General features: G+C 41.3%; 17 protein-coding genes. 9 read left to right on the forward strand and 8 right to left on the reverse strand.

Annotation, left to right across the window (positions count from 1 at the left end; genetic code table 11):
* Positions 1–17: 17 nt before the first annotated feature.
* On the reverse strand, positions 18–755 hold the full coding sequence (gene trmJ, locus Q4591_RS11110; RefSeq protein WP_102440394.1) for a tRNA (cytosine(32)/uridine(32)-2'-O)-methyltransferase TrmJ: 738 nt from the start codon (positions 753–755) through the stop codon (positions 18–20).
* Between the two features lie 149 nt (positions 756–904).
* Between trmJ and suhB the strand changes: the two genes are divergently transcribed.
* The 5 genes from suhB (at position 905) to Q4591_RS11135 (ending at position 3,933) form a co-directional block, all read left to right on the forward strand.
* Positions 905–1,708 (forward strand): inositol-1-monophosphatase, encoded by an 804-nt coding sequence (suhB, locus tag Q4591_RS11115; protein WP_076542340.1) that lies wholly within the window; start codon positions 905–907, stop codon positions 1,706–1,708.
* Between the two features lie 194 nt (positions 1,709–1,902).
* Positions 1,903–2,310: a phosphate-starvation-inducible protein PsiE gene (locus Q4591_RS11120; RefSeq protein WP_076540074.1), complete on the forward strand. Its 408-nt coding sequence runs from the start codon at positions 1,903–1,905 to the stop codon at positions 2,308–2,310.
* Between the two features lie 147 nt (positions 2,311–2,457).
* Entirely contained in the window at positions 2,458–2,760 is a 303-nt protein-coding gene (locus Q4591_RS11125; RefSeq protein WP_102440396.1) for a PilZ domain-containing protein, read from the forward strand.
* Between the two features lie 42 nt (positions 2,761–2,802).
* Positions 2,803–3,468, forward strand: a complete 666-nt coding sequence (locus tag Q4591_RS11130; RefSeq protein ID WP_102440397.1) for an AAA family ATPase — start codon at positions 2,803–2,805, stop codon at positions 3,466–3,468.
* A gap of 114 nt (positions 3,469–3,582) precedes the next feature.
* Entirely contained in the window at positions 3,583–3,933 is a 351-nt protein-coding gene (locus Q4591_RS11135) for a VF530 family protein (protein ID WP_303461079.1), read from the forward strand.
* Positions 3,934–4,051: 118 nt separating this feature from the next.
* Here Q4591_RS11135 and Q4591_RS11140 read toward each other — a convergent pair whose 3' ends face one another.
* The 6 genes from Q4591_RS11140 to rssA form a co-directional block, all read right to left on the reverse strand.
* Entirely contained in the window at positions 4,052–4,918 is an 867-nt protein-coding gene (locus tag Q4591_RS11140) for a hypothetical protein (RefSeq protein ID WP_102476085.1), read from the reverse strand.
* A gap of 28 nt (positions 4,919–4,946) precedes the next feature.
* Complete coding sequence (gene ribA / locus Q4591_RS11145; RefSeq protein WP_076540064.1) at positions 4,947–5,561, reverse strand: GTP cyclohydrolase II; 615 nt, start codon at positions 5,559–5,561, stop codon at positions 4,947–4,949.
* A gap of 86 nt (positions 5,562–5,647) precedes the next feature.
* Positions 5,648–6,004 carry a YibL family ribosome-associated protein gene (locus tag Q4591_RS11150; protein WP_076540062.1) on the reverse strand — a complete coding sequence of 119 codons (357 nt, stop codon included), beginning with the start codon at positions 6,002–6,004 and terminating at the stop codon, positions 5,648–5,650.
* Between the two features lie 139 nt (positions 6,005–6,143).
* On the reverse strand, positions 6,144–6,617 hold the full coding sequence (gene nrdG, locus Q4591_RS11155; RefSeq protein ID WP_102440400.1) for an anaerobic ribonucleoside-triphosphate reductase-activating protein: 474 nt from the start codon (positions 6,615–6,617) through the stop codon (positions 6,144–6,146).
* A 146-nt stretch (positions 6,618–6,763) separates the two neighbouring features.
* The gene (nrdD, locus tag Q4591_RS11160) at positions 6,764–8,884 is read right to left on the reverse strand and encodes an anaerobic ribonucleoside-triphosphate reductase (protein ID WP_102440401.1); all 2,121 of its coding nucleotides are present in this window, start codon (positions 8,882–8,884) and stop codon (positions 6,764–6,766) included.
* Positions 8,885–9,290: 406 nt separating this feature from the next.
* Positions 9,291–10,265, reverse strand: coding sequence for a patatin-like phospholipase RssA (rssA, locus tag Q4591_RS11165; protein WP_102476082.1), 975 nt, complete (start codon positions 10,263–10,265; stop codon positions 9,291–9,293).
* 118 nt (positions 10,266–10,383) lie between these two features.
* On the opposite strand from rssA, the gene Q4591_RS11170 reads away from it, so the two are divergent.
* The 4 genes from Q4591_RS11170 to Q4591_RS11185 all read left to right on the forward strand — a co-directional run bounded on the left by Q4591_RS11170 (position 10,384) and on the right by Q4591_RS11185 (position 13,529).
* Complete coding sequence (locus Q4591_RS11170) at positions 10,384–11,751, forward strand: DEAD/DEAH box helicase (RefSeq protein ID WP_303461081.1); 1,368 nt, start codon at positions 10,384–10,386, stop codon at positions 11,749–11,751.
* Positions 11,752–11,830: 79 nt separating this feature from the next.
* Positions 11,831–12,268 carry a DUF3010 family protein gene (locus tag Q4591_RS11175; protein ID WP_102440404.1) on the forward strand — a complete coding sequence of 146 codons (438 nt, stop codon included), beginning with the start codon at positions 11,831–11,833 and terminating at the stop codon, positions 12,266–12,268.
* Positions 12,269–12,369: 101 nt separating this feature from the next.
* Positions 12,370–13,053, forward strand: coding sequence for a M48 family metallopeptidase (locus Q4591_RS11180; protein ID WP_102440405.1), 684 nt, complete (start codon positions 12,370–12,372; stop codon positions 13,051–13,053).
* A gap of 41 nt (positions 13,054–13,094) precedes the next feature.
* The gene (locus Q4591_RS11185) at positions 13,095–13,529 is read left to right on the forward strand and encodes an HNH endonuclease (RefSeq protein ID WP_102440406.1); all 435 of its coding nucleotides are present in this window, start codon (positions 13,095–13,097) and stop codon (positions 13,527–13,529) included.
* Positions 13,530–13,589: 60 nt separating this feature from the next.
* Here Q4591_RS11185 and Q4591_RS11190 read toward each other — a convergent pair whose 3' ends face one another.
* Positions 13,590–14,864 carry a peptidoglycan DD-metalloendopeptidase family protein gene (locus tag Q4591_RS11190; protein ID WP_102440407.1) on the reverse strand — a complete coding sequence of 425 codons (1,275 nt, stop codon included), beginning with the start codon at positions 14,862–14,864 and terminating at the stop codon, positions 13,590–13,592.
* Positions 14,865–15,188: the final 324 nt, after the last annotated feature.

Here is a 15,188-nt window from a genome sequence, read left to right on the forward strand (position 1 = left end):
TCCTTAATACGTTAACGTTATGAATCTTTGTTCTCGTCTGATTTCGCGACTTTTTTATCGATTGAAGTCAATATACCGCGCAGAATATTCATCTCCGCAGTTTCAACCCTTGCACGGGCGAATAAACGTTTAAGTTTGGTCATAATCTGCCCTGGATGATTCTTAATAATGAAGTTAGTTTTTGTTAGTGTTGACTCAAGGTGTACATAAAAACGCTGTAAGTCTTCTGCTAACGGGTATTCTTCTTCAACCGTTGCTTTTTCATCTAACGCAAGGTGGGCCATGCGGGTTTCATAACAAATGATTTGTACCGCTTGCGCCAAGTTCAATGAGCTATATTCTGGATTTGCAGGTATGGCTACATGATAATGACACTCTTGTAATTCCTCATTGCTTAACCCGTGGTTCTCACGACCAAAGACAATCGCTACAGGCCCTTTTATCCCTTCAAGAGCAAGTTTTTCACCTGCTTCTTTTGGCACTAGCATTGGCCAATCTAAAGTACGACTTCTGGCACTGGTTGCAATGACTAAGCTACAGTCTTTGATTGCATCCGTTAAAGAATCAACAATAGTGATATCTCGGATTAAATCTGCTGCGCCAGCAGCAAGTGCAATAGATTGCCCATCAGGCTCAACTCTTGGTTCAGCCAAATATAAATTTGATAACCCCATGGTTTTCATGGCTCTTGCTGTAGAACCAATATTACCAGGGTGTGATGTACCCACTAAAACAACGCGTATATTACTCAGCATGAAACTACTTTATTCTTTAAAAAACTATTTTGGAATAGTAACACAAGCAGCAATTAATTCGTTATATGAAAATCTGCATTTGATATAACTGTCAAAAAGCGTATAATATGCCGCTGATTTATTCGTTCTTTAACATCCAGGGGATTGCTATGCATCCGATGCTGACTATTGCCACGCGCGCTGCACGCGCTGCGGGCCAAACTATTATGCGCGCCTACACTGAACTCGACAATGTTGAGATTGATTCAAAAGGTCTAAATGACTTTGTTACGAGTGTAGACAAGGAAGCTGAATCTACCATTACATACCAAATTCGTAAATCTTACCCAGATCATACGATTGTTGGCGAAGAAAACGGTGAAAACCGTGGCACCAATAAAGATTATGTGTGGATAGTTGATCCTTTGGATGGTACCAACAACTTCGTTCGTGGTATCCCTCATTTCGCAGTTTCTATCGCTGTTCAATACAAAGGCAAAATTGAAGTTGCCGTTGTTTACGATCCTGTACGCGAAGAACTGTTCTCTGCCGTTCGTGGTAAAGGCGCTAAAGTTAATGACTTCCGTCTACGTGTAACTAATGTTAAAACACTTGATGGCACCATTATTGGTACTGGTTTCCCGTTCAAAGCTCGCCAACACACTGAATCTTACCTAAACATCTTAGGTGAAGTATTCCCTGTATGTGCAGACATTCGTCGCACCGGTTCAGCAGCACTTGATTTAGCCTATGTTGCCGCGGGTCGTTTTGACGGTTTCTTTGAAATCGGTCTTAAGCCTTGGGACATCGCAGCAGGCGACTTAATCTGTCGTGAAGCTGGCGGTACTGTAGCTGACTTTACCGGAAACCATAACTATATGACTTCAGGTAATATTGTTGCAGGTTCTCCTAAAGTGACTTCCGAGTTAGTTAAAATTATGCGTCCTTTATTAAATGAAGGCTTAAAACGCTAATTTCAATTAACGCCAAAAGCCGCCTTTTATGGCGGCTTTTTTGTATCTGCAGTTCTTTAGCCTTCAATGGCACTGCTAAATAGTGATGATATTGGGATAAATTTATATTATTTGAACTAGATCACTCAGTATTATTCCATCTAGCAGAATATACTGAATTATCAATCAAATTTATAATAAGAGATGTAATAATCATGCCACTCCCTATACTCCGCCAAATAGGTGTTAAAAGCCTTAAAGGCGTCGAACATATCGTTCTTTTCATTATTTCTCTTGCGACCGTCTTTGCCATTGGCGAAGAGGTGATGCATATGTTCGATATTAGAACCGTAGAACTTGCCGATTTGCTACTACTCTTCATTTATCTTGAAGTCTTAGCCATGGTGGTCAATTACCTCGAGTCAGGTAAGCTACCTATCCGCATGCCACTATATATTGCTATTGTGGCACTGGCCCGTTACTTAATTCTTGATATGAAAGATATGGATGACTGGCGCATACTGGCGATTTCTGTTTCAACGATTGTGCTAGCAGCCACGGTCATTGTCATTCGCTGGGGACAACTGAAACTGCCCTACCCTAAAAGCAAAGATTTCGACTAAGCTCACAGAGTAGACACCTTTGTTAATTTATATCAACAAATAAAGCGATAAGTGACTTACTTATCGCTTTTTTTAACGATGTTGATTACTATCACTAATAATGACTAATACTTATGATGGATTAAGCAAACAGGGAGCGATAAGGTTATGTCAAATGAGCCTATAGGGTTTGAAGAAAAAAGAGCTTCTTTAAGAGTCGATATGGAAGCCGAGCGAGTTTTATTGCATTGGATTGACGCTAATGGCCAGCCCCAGGAAGATGCTGGCATTTGTATCGATTTAGCCCGTAAAGGAATTTTAATCGACTATAAAGCGCCGTTTGCCTTAGGCGACTTAATCGCAGTCACCTTCAACCATAACACTGACAAACAAAATACCATCAAAGGCCAAGTATGTCGTTGCCTTGAGTCAAATCCACAGAGTTATCATATTGCCATGCAGTTGCTTTAAATGCTTAAAGCAGTGCAATATCTTTAACATTAAGGTGATACTATGATTATATTAGTCGGCGGCGAAAAAGGTGGTAGTGGCAAAAGTTGTTTAGCGCAAAACCTCGCTGTATATGTAACCGAAACCTTCAATGCCAGTGTATTGATGGTTGATTGTGACCCGCAAAAAACCACCTCAGATTGGATCCAAGCCAGAAATGAACACCCCAGTTTAAAACCCATTAATTGCATTCAATTATACGGCAAAATCCGTAATGACTTACTTAGTCTTAATGAGCGCTTTGAATACGTTATTGTCGATTGCGGTGGTCAAGATAACCTTGCCATGCGCGCAGCGATGTCAGTCGCCACTTACGTACTCATTCCGCTTAGGCCCAAAAGACGTGATTTAAAAACGCTTCCACACATGGAGGACATGCTAAGCACCTGTAAAATGGTCAACCCCAAAATGGTGGCTGCAATAGTCGTCAGTCAATGCCCTGCTCTGCCATCGCAATTTAAGCGTATTTTAGAGGCCAAGGAAGTAGTGCAATCATTTGGCTTAAAAGCGCTAAATGCCATTACCTTCAATCGTAATATTTATGATGACAGCGAAGAAAGTGGCTCGTCAGTGCTTGAGATTGACCCTGAAGGTAAAGCAGCAGTAGAAATTCGCGCCATAGCCGAAGAGCTTTTTGCCATTCCACCAGATAATAGCTTCGAGTTTTAGGTCTGATATGCTGAAGTTTCAGTGTGGTTAACTTAGCACTGAAACATTTCAGCACTAACGTCATCAGCAAGCCAATGTTATAATGTCGGCAAATTGGTAAATTAAGCTGCGTACATGACTCAAGCAAACAATCCTCTTCATGGAATTAAATTAGAAACTATTGTCACTGAATTAGTGGAAAAGTATGGCTGGGAAGAATTAGGCAGCCGCATTAATATTCGCTGTTTTCAAGATAATCCAAGTGTTAAATCCAGCCTCAAGTTTTTAAGAAAAACCGAATGGGCCCGTGATAAAGTTGAATACTTATGGCTAAAAACCAACAAGCTGCCTTTGCCTGCTCCTAAAGTTTATGATGCAACAAAATCAACGACAAAGGCTCATCAAGGCTCGGGTGCCAAACCTGTGTCCAAAGCGCAAAATAATAAATGCACTGCAGGTGTTAATGCTGATATTTGGGGCAAATAAACACCATTGATAAACAAGCGGTCTGAAACAAACCTCTAACTACCTGTTTATTCGGTAAATAGTACAAAAAAGCCTGATAGTTTAGTTAAACCATCAGGCTTTTTTGTAACCGATGAAACTACATAGGGAATTCAAAAATTAATCGCCACACCTGTAACTCCCCATCAGTTTGATAACTCATACCAAATCGGTCTGTACTGAACCATCCCCAACCTAACGGCTTAGACAAGGCTAATGTCACTCCCACTTCATAGGAATATTGCGTAAGCACATTTTCTTGCACTGGGGTAACAAACTTAAGTTTATCGAAATACCAGCGCCCCGCTACAAACAAGCGTGGCTCAACGGTATACTCACCCCAATCCCAGCGTTGATTTAAGCCAAAATCAATGCCAGATTGCAATACAGAATAGCCATCAGAGCTGTCATTGATACTGCTTTTATAGCCAGCATAATAAATTCGGTTAACCCACACCGGATTATATTTGGGTTGTGCCAATTCATATAACGCTGAAAAACCAGTAGAGAAAATCCCCACATTACTGGAATTTGAAAAGTTATGCCCGTAGCCCAAATCTAAATAGGTTTCTAGGGTGAGCTGCTCGTCATAAAACCATTTGTACTCAATCCCTGGGGTTATGGTCATAGTGCCGACACCATCGGGTAGTTCACCTTCTGGCAAGTCACTAAAAGAGTAATTAAAAAAGCCCAATGAAACTGGCAACCTTAGGGTCAGCAGGTGATCATCGGCCTGTTCAATATCAAATGCGAAAGGAATATTGGCCACTGCAGCGCTCTGGCCAGAAGCGCGATAAATCCCGCTGCCAATATAATTTGCAAAAGCATAATGGGAAAGATCGGGGTTGTCAGCATCAAATTGAGCCTGACAAGGTTGAACAACAAAAAGCGCTGCAATAGCTATTACAGCGCTTTTATATAATGGAAATTGATTTGCTTTAAAACCAGTAAACCAACTCAGTAACATGATTTAATCTACGCTATTTCGTCAACTGTTATTTATTGTCATCAATAAAATGGTGTTCTGTCATCATATGACCTAACTCGGTTGATTTGGTTTTTAAATATGCTTCATTGTAACGGTTTTTGCCCACTTGCAATGGAACTCTTTCGCTCACTTCAATGCCAACTGCCTGCATGGCCTTCACTTTACGTGGATTATTGGTCATTAACTTCACTTTGCTAACACCAATTTGAGCCAACATAGGTTCAATCATATCGTACTTACGCATATCAGCTTCAAAACCTAAACGTTCGTTAGCTTCAACAGTATTGGCACCTTGATCTTGCAGTTCGTAGGCTCGGATTTTATTCAGTAAACCAATGCCACGGCCTTCTTGTCTTAAATAAAGAATAAAACCTTGGCCTAATTCAGCAATATTTTGCATTGCAGTTTGCAGCTGAAAACCACAATCACAACGCAAACTAAACAAGGCATCACCGGTTAAACATTCAGAGTGAATACGACCTAACATTGGCTCATTAGCATTTAGCTCACCAAACGTTAGCGCAACATGTTCTTTACCGGTTTCGGTATCTTCAAAACCATGCATTGCAAATACGCCCCAAGGCGTAGGTAACTTAGAAGTGGCGATATATTTAATCGACATTGACCAACCTTTCAGACAACGCTCAATTTATGAGTCTCATCATCCATGCAACTGACTTACGTCATAACTAATAGGGATAAACTGGATTAGAATTTTGCTGGGGCAAAACCAGTTACTGCTTTAATATTCATTTCGCGGCCAAGCGCAGTCATTGGATGTACAACAACTAATCCTTTAACTGATTTTTTTAATTTACCCATGTCTGCTTGTTCCGCTTTGGTCAGCACACGACTAAATTTTAGTTCTTTTACATCTTTACCGGCTTTGTTTAATTGACGTGATTGCTGATTTTTCAAACTTGCAATACGTTTTGTTACTGTCGCGATCTCTTTTTTAAACTGCATGATAACCGCTTTATCTTCACGGGCTTGTGCAGCAGCAAGTTTACGGCGAAACTTTTCTGCTTTATCGTTTAATGCTTGCAGTTCTTCTTTTAAATTCATTGTGTTACCTTAAATTTCAACATTGTGCCACTGACACAATAACATGCTCAAACACAGCACTTGTATCAATCCAACACGTTTACGGAGGCGAAGTATAACAGTTCGTTAGACGAAACACATTATCCACAGCAGCTTATGGTTAATCTATTTGAACTAAATCATGAATAATTTGATTACTGCTACCACGCCACTTCAAACTGGGATCCGCTAAATCTTGCTCGAACTTGCCATCCACTAACACATCTACATAGTCTAATACTTGCAGTTGTTTGAGGGACATTTGATCGAGCTTGTAGCCACTCCATAGCCAAATGTCTTTATCTGGGCATTGTTGTTTTACCCGTTTAACCAAAGACAAAATGCTGTCGAGATTAGCTGGGAATAATGGGTCGCCACCAGAAAGTGATAAACCACGGCGCTTAATACGAGTATCATTTAAATCAGCAATAATTTGATCTTCCATCATTTGGCTAAATTCATGGCCTGAACGAGGATCCCAAGTAGACTGATTATAACAACCACGGCATTGATGCTCACAACCTGAAACAAACAAGGTCGCGCGGGTACCTGGGCCGTTGATCACATCGATAGGAAAATACTGATGGTAATTCATAATCACTTCTCTTACTGCTCATTGTCGCGTAAACACTCACGCTGTAAACCTATTTGCATCACTAAGGCCAAACCAAAACAAGGCGCTTAAAGCGCCTTGTTGGGTTAATCACGGAATTAGCTTTGCTAACTTCATGAATTTGCTATTTATAAATGCTTAACGCGGCGTTTAACTTCTTCTTGCTTACCATAGTTAAATGGTCTTGCATCAGGGCTGCCTAGATAACCACATACACGACGGGTTACCGACACACGGCTTGGCTCATGGTTGCCACATTTAGGGCACACAAAACCTTTACTGGTACAGTTAAACTCACCAACGTAACCACAGTCATAACATTCATCGATTGGGGTATTGGTACCGTAATAAGGCACTCTGGTGTAACTGTAATCCCAGACGTTTTCTAATGCTTCAATATTGTGCTGCATGTTCGGGAACTCGCCGTAACAAATAAAGCCACCATTGGTGATTTCTGGGTACGGTAATTCAAACTCAATTTTATCGTATGGATTGACTTTCTTTTCGACGTCTAAATGGAAACTGTTAGTGTAGTAACCTTTATCAGTAACCCCTGCAACCACACCAAACTCTTTGGCATCTAGCTGGCAAAAACGACTACATAAGTTTTCACTTGGGGTGCTGTATAGGCTAAAGCCATAACCTGTTTCTTGTTTCCACGCTTCAGTCGCGCGCTTCATCACTGAGATAATTTCAATGGCTTTAGTGCGTAACAGCTCGCTATCAAACACGTGCTCATCAGTACCATAAAGTGCATTAATCGTTTCATGTAAGCCAATGTAGCCTAATGAGATTGACGCGCGGCCATTTTTAAAGATTTCAGACACATCATCATCTGCATTTAAACGAACACCACAAGCACCTTCCATATAAAGGATGGGGGCAACACGCGCTTTTACACCCACTAAGCGGGCAATACGGGTATCGAGTGCTTTACGAGCGAGTGTCATTCTCTGTTCTAATAAGGCAAAGAAAGCGGTTTCGTCGCCCTTGGCTTCAATGGCGATTCTAGGTAAGTTTAAGCTGACAACACCTAAGTTGTTACGCCCTTCATGAATTAACTCACCATTTTCTTCATAAGTTCCTAAGAATGAACGACAACCCATTGGCGTTTTAAATGAACCAGTAACGCGTTCAACTTGTTCATAATTAAGAATATCTGGATACATGCGCATGGTGGCACACTCTAATGCTAACTTCTTCACATCGTAGTTAGCATCAGCAGCTTTATGATTTAGGCCATCACGAATAGCAAAAACCAGTTTTGGGAATACCGCTGTTTTACGGTTTTTACCTAGACCTGCCATACGTACTTTAAGAATCGACTTTTGAATTAAACGCGCTTCCCAGCACGAGCCTAAGCCAAAACCAAAGGTCACAAATGGCGTTTGGCCATTGGCGGTATGAAGGGTATTTACTTCATATTCTAAAGACTGGAATGCGTCGTAACATTCTTTTTCAGTTTGCGCCATGGCAAAGGCTTCAACATCTGCTACGCCCCACTCTTTACCGATAACCAACTGCTTTTGATAGCTCTTTTGAACGAACTCAGCTAATACTTCATCAATGCGGTTAATGGTGGTGCCGCCATAGATATGGCTAGCCACTTGGGCAATAATTTGCGCAGTTACTGCAGTCGCAGTTGAAATTGATTTAGGGGTGTCAATTTCAGCGTTACCCATTTTAAAACCATGGGTTAACATGCCAGCTAAATCAATTAGCATGCAGTTAAACATTGGGAAGAATGGTGCATAGTCTAAGTCGTGATAATGCAGTTGACCTGACTCATGTGCAGCAACAATATCTTTTGGCAATAGATGCGACTTGGCATAATGTTTGGCCACGATGCCAGCAAGTAAATCCCGTTGAGTTGGAATAACTTTAGCGTCTTTATTGGCATTTTCATTTAAAATCGACGCGTCGCTTTGTTCAACCAAACCACGAATTTCGCAGTTCAATTTACTTTTGGCTTCACGGCAAATATCACGGTCGTGACGATACTCAATATAATGACGCGCAACCTCTTTATGAGGACCTTCCATTAATAAGTTTTCAACTAAAGCTTGTAAATGATGGATCTCAACTTCTTCATCGTTAGCAACTTGATCTCTAATCACACAAGCGACTGTTGAAGCATAGTCTTCATCAGCACTACCTGTAGCAGTTTCCATTGCTGCAACAATGGCATCCTTGATCCGCGACTCATCAAATAGAGTACGACAACCGTCCCTTTTAATTACTACAGGCATTACTTTTACTCCTTTTATGCACAGGATATAAACACTATATATCCACACATAATTATCAACAAACACAATATATGGTGCATTAGGCAATAATAGGCACTAAAAATCCATGATCTAGATCATGTTTTGATGAAGGGGAACAAAATGAAAAAAATTACTGCCAAGCTCAACACTATTTAGAAAAGTTGAACTTGACCAGGTTATAAAAAGCAGCTACTGAGTGCTGAAACGCCTATAAATAGATTGCTATTTATTACAGATTTAAACTGGTAATTGCAGGCTTATACGAATAGTTATCTCAGATTTATACAAATAGTTATCACAGATTTATACTGGTATATTGATGCTTAAACAGGTCATTTCAACCGTTAAAAATCAGTATGATTAAAGCAAAGCGCTTTAATTGGCGTTAATCATTTGGGCTAATACCAAGGGCTGCATAAATTAAATGCGCAGATTGGCGCACAGATTGACGGCCTGCTTCTATGGCTTCATCAGCACGATGAAACTCCATGGTACCGATATCAGCAAGCTGTGGCACTAAACACACATCCGGTGGATCGCCCATTAATCTGGCGCGTTTATGGCGCTGCTCTAAAATATCCATTGATTGCGACATCACCGCAATCATCCCAGGGTGAGATTTCGTGCTTGTGGAAAACTTTTCTGAAAAACTATTTATATACTCTTTACCTTTACCTAGCAGATCCATAAACGCCGACTCTGGCTCTTTGGCCACTAATTGCTTTTCAATTTCAGTGGGCGCACAGCTGGTCATTTGTTGAGGCAACATATGCATACTATTACGGCGGTGACCATTTAAGTCCACTGCAATCACTACATCAACGTCCATGGTGCGGCACATTGACACTGGCACAGGGTTTACCACTGCGCCATCCACTAACCAGCGATCATGCAATTGTACTGGGGGTAAAAAGCCCGGCATTGAACACGAGGCTCTTACCGCATGACGTAAATCGCCTTCTTTGAACCAAATTTCTTGGCCAGAATATAAATCGGTCGCCACTGCCGCAAACGGCTTTTGCAATTGCTCTATTTTTAGATCGCCTATTCGACCAGCTAAAACATCAAATACTTTTTCACCACTGATTAAGCCACCTTTGCGCCAGCTTAAATCCATTAAGCCTAAAACATCCCAACTAGAAAACCCACTCACCCACTCATGTAACTCTTCTAAATGATCATTAGCATAAGCTGCGCCCACCAGAGCCCCAACAGAGCAGCCAGCAATCTTTTCAGGGTGGATCCCCATGGCGGCCAGCTCTTTTATCACCCCAATATGAGCCCAGCCCTTAGCCGCGCCACTACCGAGGGCGATCCCAACACGAAGTGATGATTTATTTTCTTTTGAAGCCTTAGACATTTACCAAACCCTTAACCATTTTTGCACACCTAAGTAGCTTATCTTACGCTTAAGCTGTTGGCTATCAAGTCGCTTACACGTTATAATATCTGGCTATCATTTTTTAGGGGATTTACCTTTGTTATTTACCGATTTTTCTTTAGATAAACGCTTATTAGACAGTCTAAAGCATATGGGCATTTCTGAGCCAACAGAAATTCAGCAGCAAGCCCTGCCAATTGCCCTAGCGGGTAAAGATTTAATGGCATCATCTAAAACCGGTTCAGGTAAAACCCTGGCGTTTTTATTACCTGCTTTGCAGCGGGTAATATCGACTAGGGCCCTCTCTAAAAAAGACCCTCGCGTTCTGATTTTATTGCCAACCCGTGAACTTGCTCAGCAAGTCTATGGTCAATTACGTTTACTGGTTGCCAATACCCAATATAAAGCCATTAGTATTTTAGGTGGCGAGAACTTTAACGATCAAGCAAAATCGCTATCTCGTGACCCACACTTTATTGTGGCAACACCTGGGCGTATTGCCGATCATCTTCAACAGCGCCACTTATACCTAAATGGCTTAGAGTTACTGGTACTTGATGAAGCCGATCGCATGTTAGATCTTGGTTTTGCGCCACAACTTAAAGCCATTAATGACGCTGCAGATCATAAGCGCAGACAAACCTTGATGTTTTCAGCGACATTAGATCACGATGACATCAATGATATCGCCGCAACATTATTAAAGACCCCTAGCCATGTGGCTATTGGCGCATCGCATGCAGAGCATAAAGATATTGTTCAGCGCATCTTTTTAGTTGACCACCTTGATCACAAACAAGCCCTGCTGCAGCATATTTTAAAACATGAGCAACACAAGCAAGTGATCATTTTTACTGCAACTCGCTCAGACACTGACAGACTAGCCAAACTATTGTCTGCTGAAGGGCTAGAAACCGCTGCGCTCAGTGGTGACTTAAGTCAGTCAGCACGTAATCAAATTATGGACAAATTCAGCCGTGGCCAACAAAAGATTTTAGTCACCACAGATGTTGCTTCTCGCGGGTTAGACTTATTAAATGTGTCATTAGTAATTAACTTTGACATGCCAAAGTTTGCCGAAGAATATGTTCACCGTATTGGCCGTACTGGCCGCGCAGGCGCTAAAGGCGATGCTATTTCATTAGTAGGCCCGAAAGACTGGGATAGCTTTAAGAAAGTACAGGTGTTCTTACGTAAGAACTTTGACTTCTCAACTATCGCAGGCCTTGAAGCTAAATTTAAAGGCTTAAGAGACAAGCCTAAGGCATCAAGCGCCAATGCAAAATCAGCTGATGCCAATACAGGTAATGCCAAGCGTGTCGCTAGCAAGAAGCCAAAAGTGGCGCCTAAACGCGACAAGCGCTTTGCCACCGGTATTGATATTGGTGACACACCAATGCGCCGTAAAGCAAAACCAGCAAAAATTATCGAAACTGATGATTCAATTGTCAGTGACGAAGAATAACCGTAATTTTGACAGCATGAACATATTTGAGCACAGCTCAACAACATGCCAAATAAACTCGCTCTAAGTAAGGTATAACATGAAGATTTGTGGTGTAGAATTAAAAGGTGGCGAAGCCATCATCAGCTTATTAAATTATGAGAAAGAGTCATTCAACGTACCGGAATGTCGTCAAATCTCGTTCAGCATTTCAAAATCTGTTGAAACAGAATCAATTCGTGAATTTCATTTTGCTTTCCATAAATTAATGGAAGATTACAAAGTTGATGAAATCGTGATTATTGAACGTGAACAAAAAGGCAAGTTCTCCGGCTCTGCTACTAGCTTTAAACTTGAAGCAGCAATTCAAATTACTGAATTACCAGTAGCGATTATTAGCCCAGTGACTATCAAAGAAGAGCTAAAGCGTAATCCGCCACAAGCCGATCTTGATACCCTTGAGCTTAAACGTGTGCAATTACCTGCTTTTGAAGCCGCATACGCTCAGCAAAACCGCCACATGTATGGCAAAATCTAACTCAGTTTGAATTAGATTTTCTTGTGATTAAGCTGCTTTATGGCCTGTTTGTGGGTAAAAGCAGCTTACTGATAAGCTTAAAGTAAGCAATAAATATCCCTATGAATTCAAGAAAATCCGCCTCATTTTCCACTCCTGTTACATCAAAAAAAGTCAGACCAAGTGCGCCGCCGCAAATGACGGTAAAAGCGGTTAATCAAGCTACAGCGACTAAACTGGCGGCTAAGCAAGCCCTAGCAAGCCTGGTAACCAGTGATGAGGTAAAGGCCAAAAAACAGCAAACAGCCCAGCTTAAATACATTGCCGGTTATTCAGCCCAAACCATCGAACAGGTAAAAGGCTATATTGCCAATGACAGCTTAGCTGCCGTGCTATTAAAGCGTTACCCAAGTGTGCACGATATACGCACTGATAAAGCGCTTTATGACTACACCATGGTGTTTAAACAGCAATTCTTAAAACAGTCTGCGCCGCTTTCTAAAGTGGTTTTTGACGACAAAATCACCCTCAGTCATCAAGCCTTAGGCCTACATACCTACGCCAATCGCGTACAAGGCAGTAAGGTCAAAGCTAAGAATGAAATTCGAATTTCATCACGACTACGCCATGTGCCTGAGCCATTACTGAGAATGGTGGTGGTGCACGAATTAGCCCACCTTAAAGAAAAAGATCACAACAAAGCTTTTTATCAACTGTGCGAATATATGACCAGCGATTACCACCAGCTGGAATTCGACTTACGCTTATTACTGACCTGTATTGAGCTAGGAAAAGCCCCTTATTAAGCTTAAGATATTCATAAACCTATTTTCTTAGGAGGGTATTAATGTATGTAGCAAGCTTTAGGGGCGACAATCGTCGCACTCGAAAATACAAAACCGAAAAAGCAGCCATGAAAGCCATTCGTAATTGGCTTAAGGATAATCAACTTAAAGGGTTTTCGGTGGGTTTGATGGGACCCGATCTGGCGCCATGCGAATTTAATGATTGGGAGTTAATCCCATTTGAAGAACCCAAATCGGTATCTTTTTATTCATCTCAAAAATGGTTAAGCCTGCGTCTAAACGCTTTTGAAAAGTACGGCTCAGTTTGTCAGTGCTGCGGCACTAGCCCACAACATGGCGCAGTCATGCACGTTGACCACATCAAACCTCGCTCCAAATATCCTGAACTTGCGCTCGATATCGATAACCTACAAGTGCTATGCGATCAATGTAACCTTGGTAAATCAAATCACTCAGAAACCAAATGGCGCAAATAAAAAACCACTTTCAAACGAATTAAAAGTGGTTTTAATTTAACGATAAAAAGATTAAATGGGTTAACCTAAATCCATCATCATTTGTTTGGTTTTCACCAGTTGCTTAAAGGCGTTCATTTGCTTTTTAGGCAATACCGAGGCTTCAATGATACTCACCTTCATTGGGTTAACTGGGCGACCATTAACATGAAACTCATAATGTAAATGTGGTCCCGTCACCCGACCTGTGCTGCCTGATAAGCCAATCACCTGCCCGCGTTTAACCCGCTGGCCTTTTCTGACCAAGAACTTCGACATATGCAAATAGCGGGTTCTAACATTATTGTCGTGTTCAATCACAATATACTTGCCTGCAAAGCGATGATTAGTGACCATTGACACCACACCATCCCCCGGCGCTACCACTCTGGTGCCAGTAGGAGTGGCAAAGTCAGTACCGTTATGTGGCGAGGTTCTACCAGTAACAGGGTGCTTACGGGTCGGATTGAAATGTGAAGATAAGCGATACTGCCTTTCCAGCGGTATTCGCTGAAAGGCACTGGCTAGACCTTGGCCTTTGTCATCATAAAAATTACCATCCACATTTTGAAAGGCGCTAATATTTCTACCTCTGGTTTCAATACGCACTGCTTCTAATTTACTGGCTCCGGTGGATACGCCTTCAATAAATTGATCATTCATTAATACTGAAAATTGATCACCTGCACGCAAATCACGGGAGAAATTTAGCTTGCTTGAAAGTAGCGTTTCTATGGTTTGTATTTGCGCTGCAGTTAAACCTGAGCGCTGGGCCGATAAATAAAATGAGCCATTGATATCCCCACTAATAATGCGGTTTTGCCAAATGCCTTCTATATTGACCTCATTAACCTCGTAACTGCCATCGTCAAAACGGCTAAATACCACTTGGTAAGCTGGATTAAAATACAACTCTAGTTTGGTTAGTTTTTGCTGTTCGTCTTGCCAAAATCGAATACGATTACCCGGCGATAATGTATCTAATGCCAGTACATTTAAATCAGCTTCAAGCACTTTGTACATGGTCTGTTGACCAATACCAGCTATTTCAAATAACTGACTTAAGGTGTCACCTTGCTCAATAATACGTTCAAATGTCGGCGCAACCGGCTCACTAATTTCAACCGGAGTATGATTGGCTACCTGTGGGATCAAGGCTTCGATATCAAGGGCAACAGGGATCCGCTGTGAGGCAAATTCTTGCGGGGTTGGCCACAGTAATGCCGCCGCGACAATAAACACGCTTGCTAGCAATAATTTCCGATGTAATGTGGGTAAGTTTTGCGCTTTACCAACCAGCGTTTGTAGCTTATCCATTTGAGCTGAAAGCAATCTCGTGTCCGCCCTACTGCACGTATTAATATACGTATAAAAGAATGTATACTTAAGCACTAGTTTAATGAGTGCTTAAGTACTATATACCAAGGGGGAGTTATATCAAAAAAGACTGCAAATACAAATATAAAAACTCACCACGCCTGCATAACTTTGAACTAGGCAATTGAAAGTAACTGAGATGGGAAAAGACTGTTATCAGTCATGATGTTTTTAATTTACATCTATTACTCGCTTAATTAACCTAAAAGCGCTGCAACAATGGCAGCTTTTTACTCAGCATGGTTGATTTATCATTAGAATTTA

Source organism: Shewanella sp. 3_MG-2023, assembly GCF_030548765.1.
Lineage (GTDB): Bacteria > Pseudomonadota > Gammaproteobacteria > Enterobacterales > Shewanellaceae > Shewanella.

Bases quoted from the DNA above. Each gene is read 5' to 3' on its own strand.
- Q4591_RS11150 (WP_076540062.1), bottom strand. From the start codon at position 6,004: ATGAATTTAAAAGAAGAACTGCAAGCATTAAACGATAAAGCAGAAAAG.
- ribA (WP_076540064.1), bottom strand. From the start codon at position 5,561: ATGTCGATTAAATATATCGCCACTTCTAAGTTACCTACGCCTTGGGGC.
- Q4591_RS11125 (WP_102440396.1), top strand. From the start codon at position 2,458: ATGTCAAATGAGCCTATAGGGTTTGAAGAAAAAAGAGCTTCTTTAAGA.
- Q4591_RS11130 (WP_102440397.1), top strand. From the start codon at position 2,803: ATGATTATATTAGTCGGCGGCGAAAAAGGTGGTAGTGGCAAAAGTTGT.
- Q4591_RS11190 (WP_102440407.1), bottom strand. From the start codon at position 14,864: ATGGATAAGCTACAAACGCTGGTTGGTAAAGCGCAAAACTTACCCACA.
- Q4591_RS11120 (WP_076540074.1), top strand. From the start codon at position 1,903: ATGCCACTCCCTATACTCCGCCAAATAGGTGTTAAAAGCCTTAAAGGC.
- Q4591_RS11140 (WP_102476085.1), bottom strand. From the start codon at position 4,918: ATGTTACTGAGTTGGTTTACTGGTTTTAAAGCAAATCAATTTCCATTA.
- Q4591_RS11180 (WP_102440405.1), top strand. From the start codon at position 12,370: ATGAATTCAAGAAAATCCGCCTCATTTTCCACTCCTGTTACATCAAAA.
- Q4591_RS11175 (WP_102440404.1), top strand. From the start codon at position 11,831: ATGAAGATTTGTGGTGTAGAATTAAAAGGTGGCGAAGCCATCATCAGC.
- nrdD (WP_102440401.1), bottom strand. From the start codon at position 8,884: ATGCCTGTAGTAATTAAAAGGGACGGTTGTCGTACTCTATTTGATGAG.
- Q4591_RS11185 (WP_102440406.1), top strand. From the start codon at position 13,095: ATGTATGTAGCAAGCTTTAGGGGCGACAATCGTCGCACTCGAAAATAC.
- rssA (WP_102476082.1), bottom strand. From the start codon at position 10,265: ATGTCTAAGGCTTCAAAAGAAAATAAATCATCACTTCGTGTTGGGATC.
- nrdG (WP_102440400.1), bottom strand. From the start codon at position 6,617: ATGAATTACCATCAGTATTTTCCTATCGATGTGATCAACGGCCCAGGT.
- suhB (WP_076542340.1), top strand. From the start codon at position 905: ATGCATCCGATGCTGACTATTGCCACGCGCGCTGCACGCGCTGCGGGC.
- trmJ (WP_102440394.1), bottom strand. From the start codon at position 755: ATGCTGAGTAATATACGCGTTGTTTTAGTGGGTACATCACACCCTGGT.
- Q4591_RS11135 (WP_303461079.1), top strand. From the start codon at position 3,583: ATGACTCAAGCAAACAATCCTCTTCATGGAATTAAATTAGAAACTATT.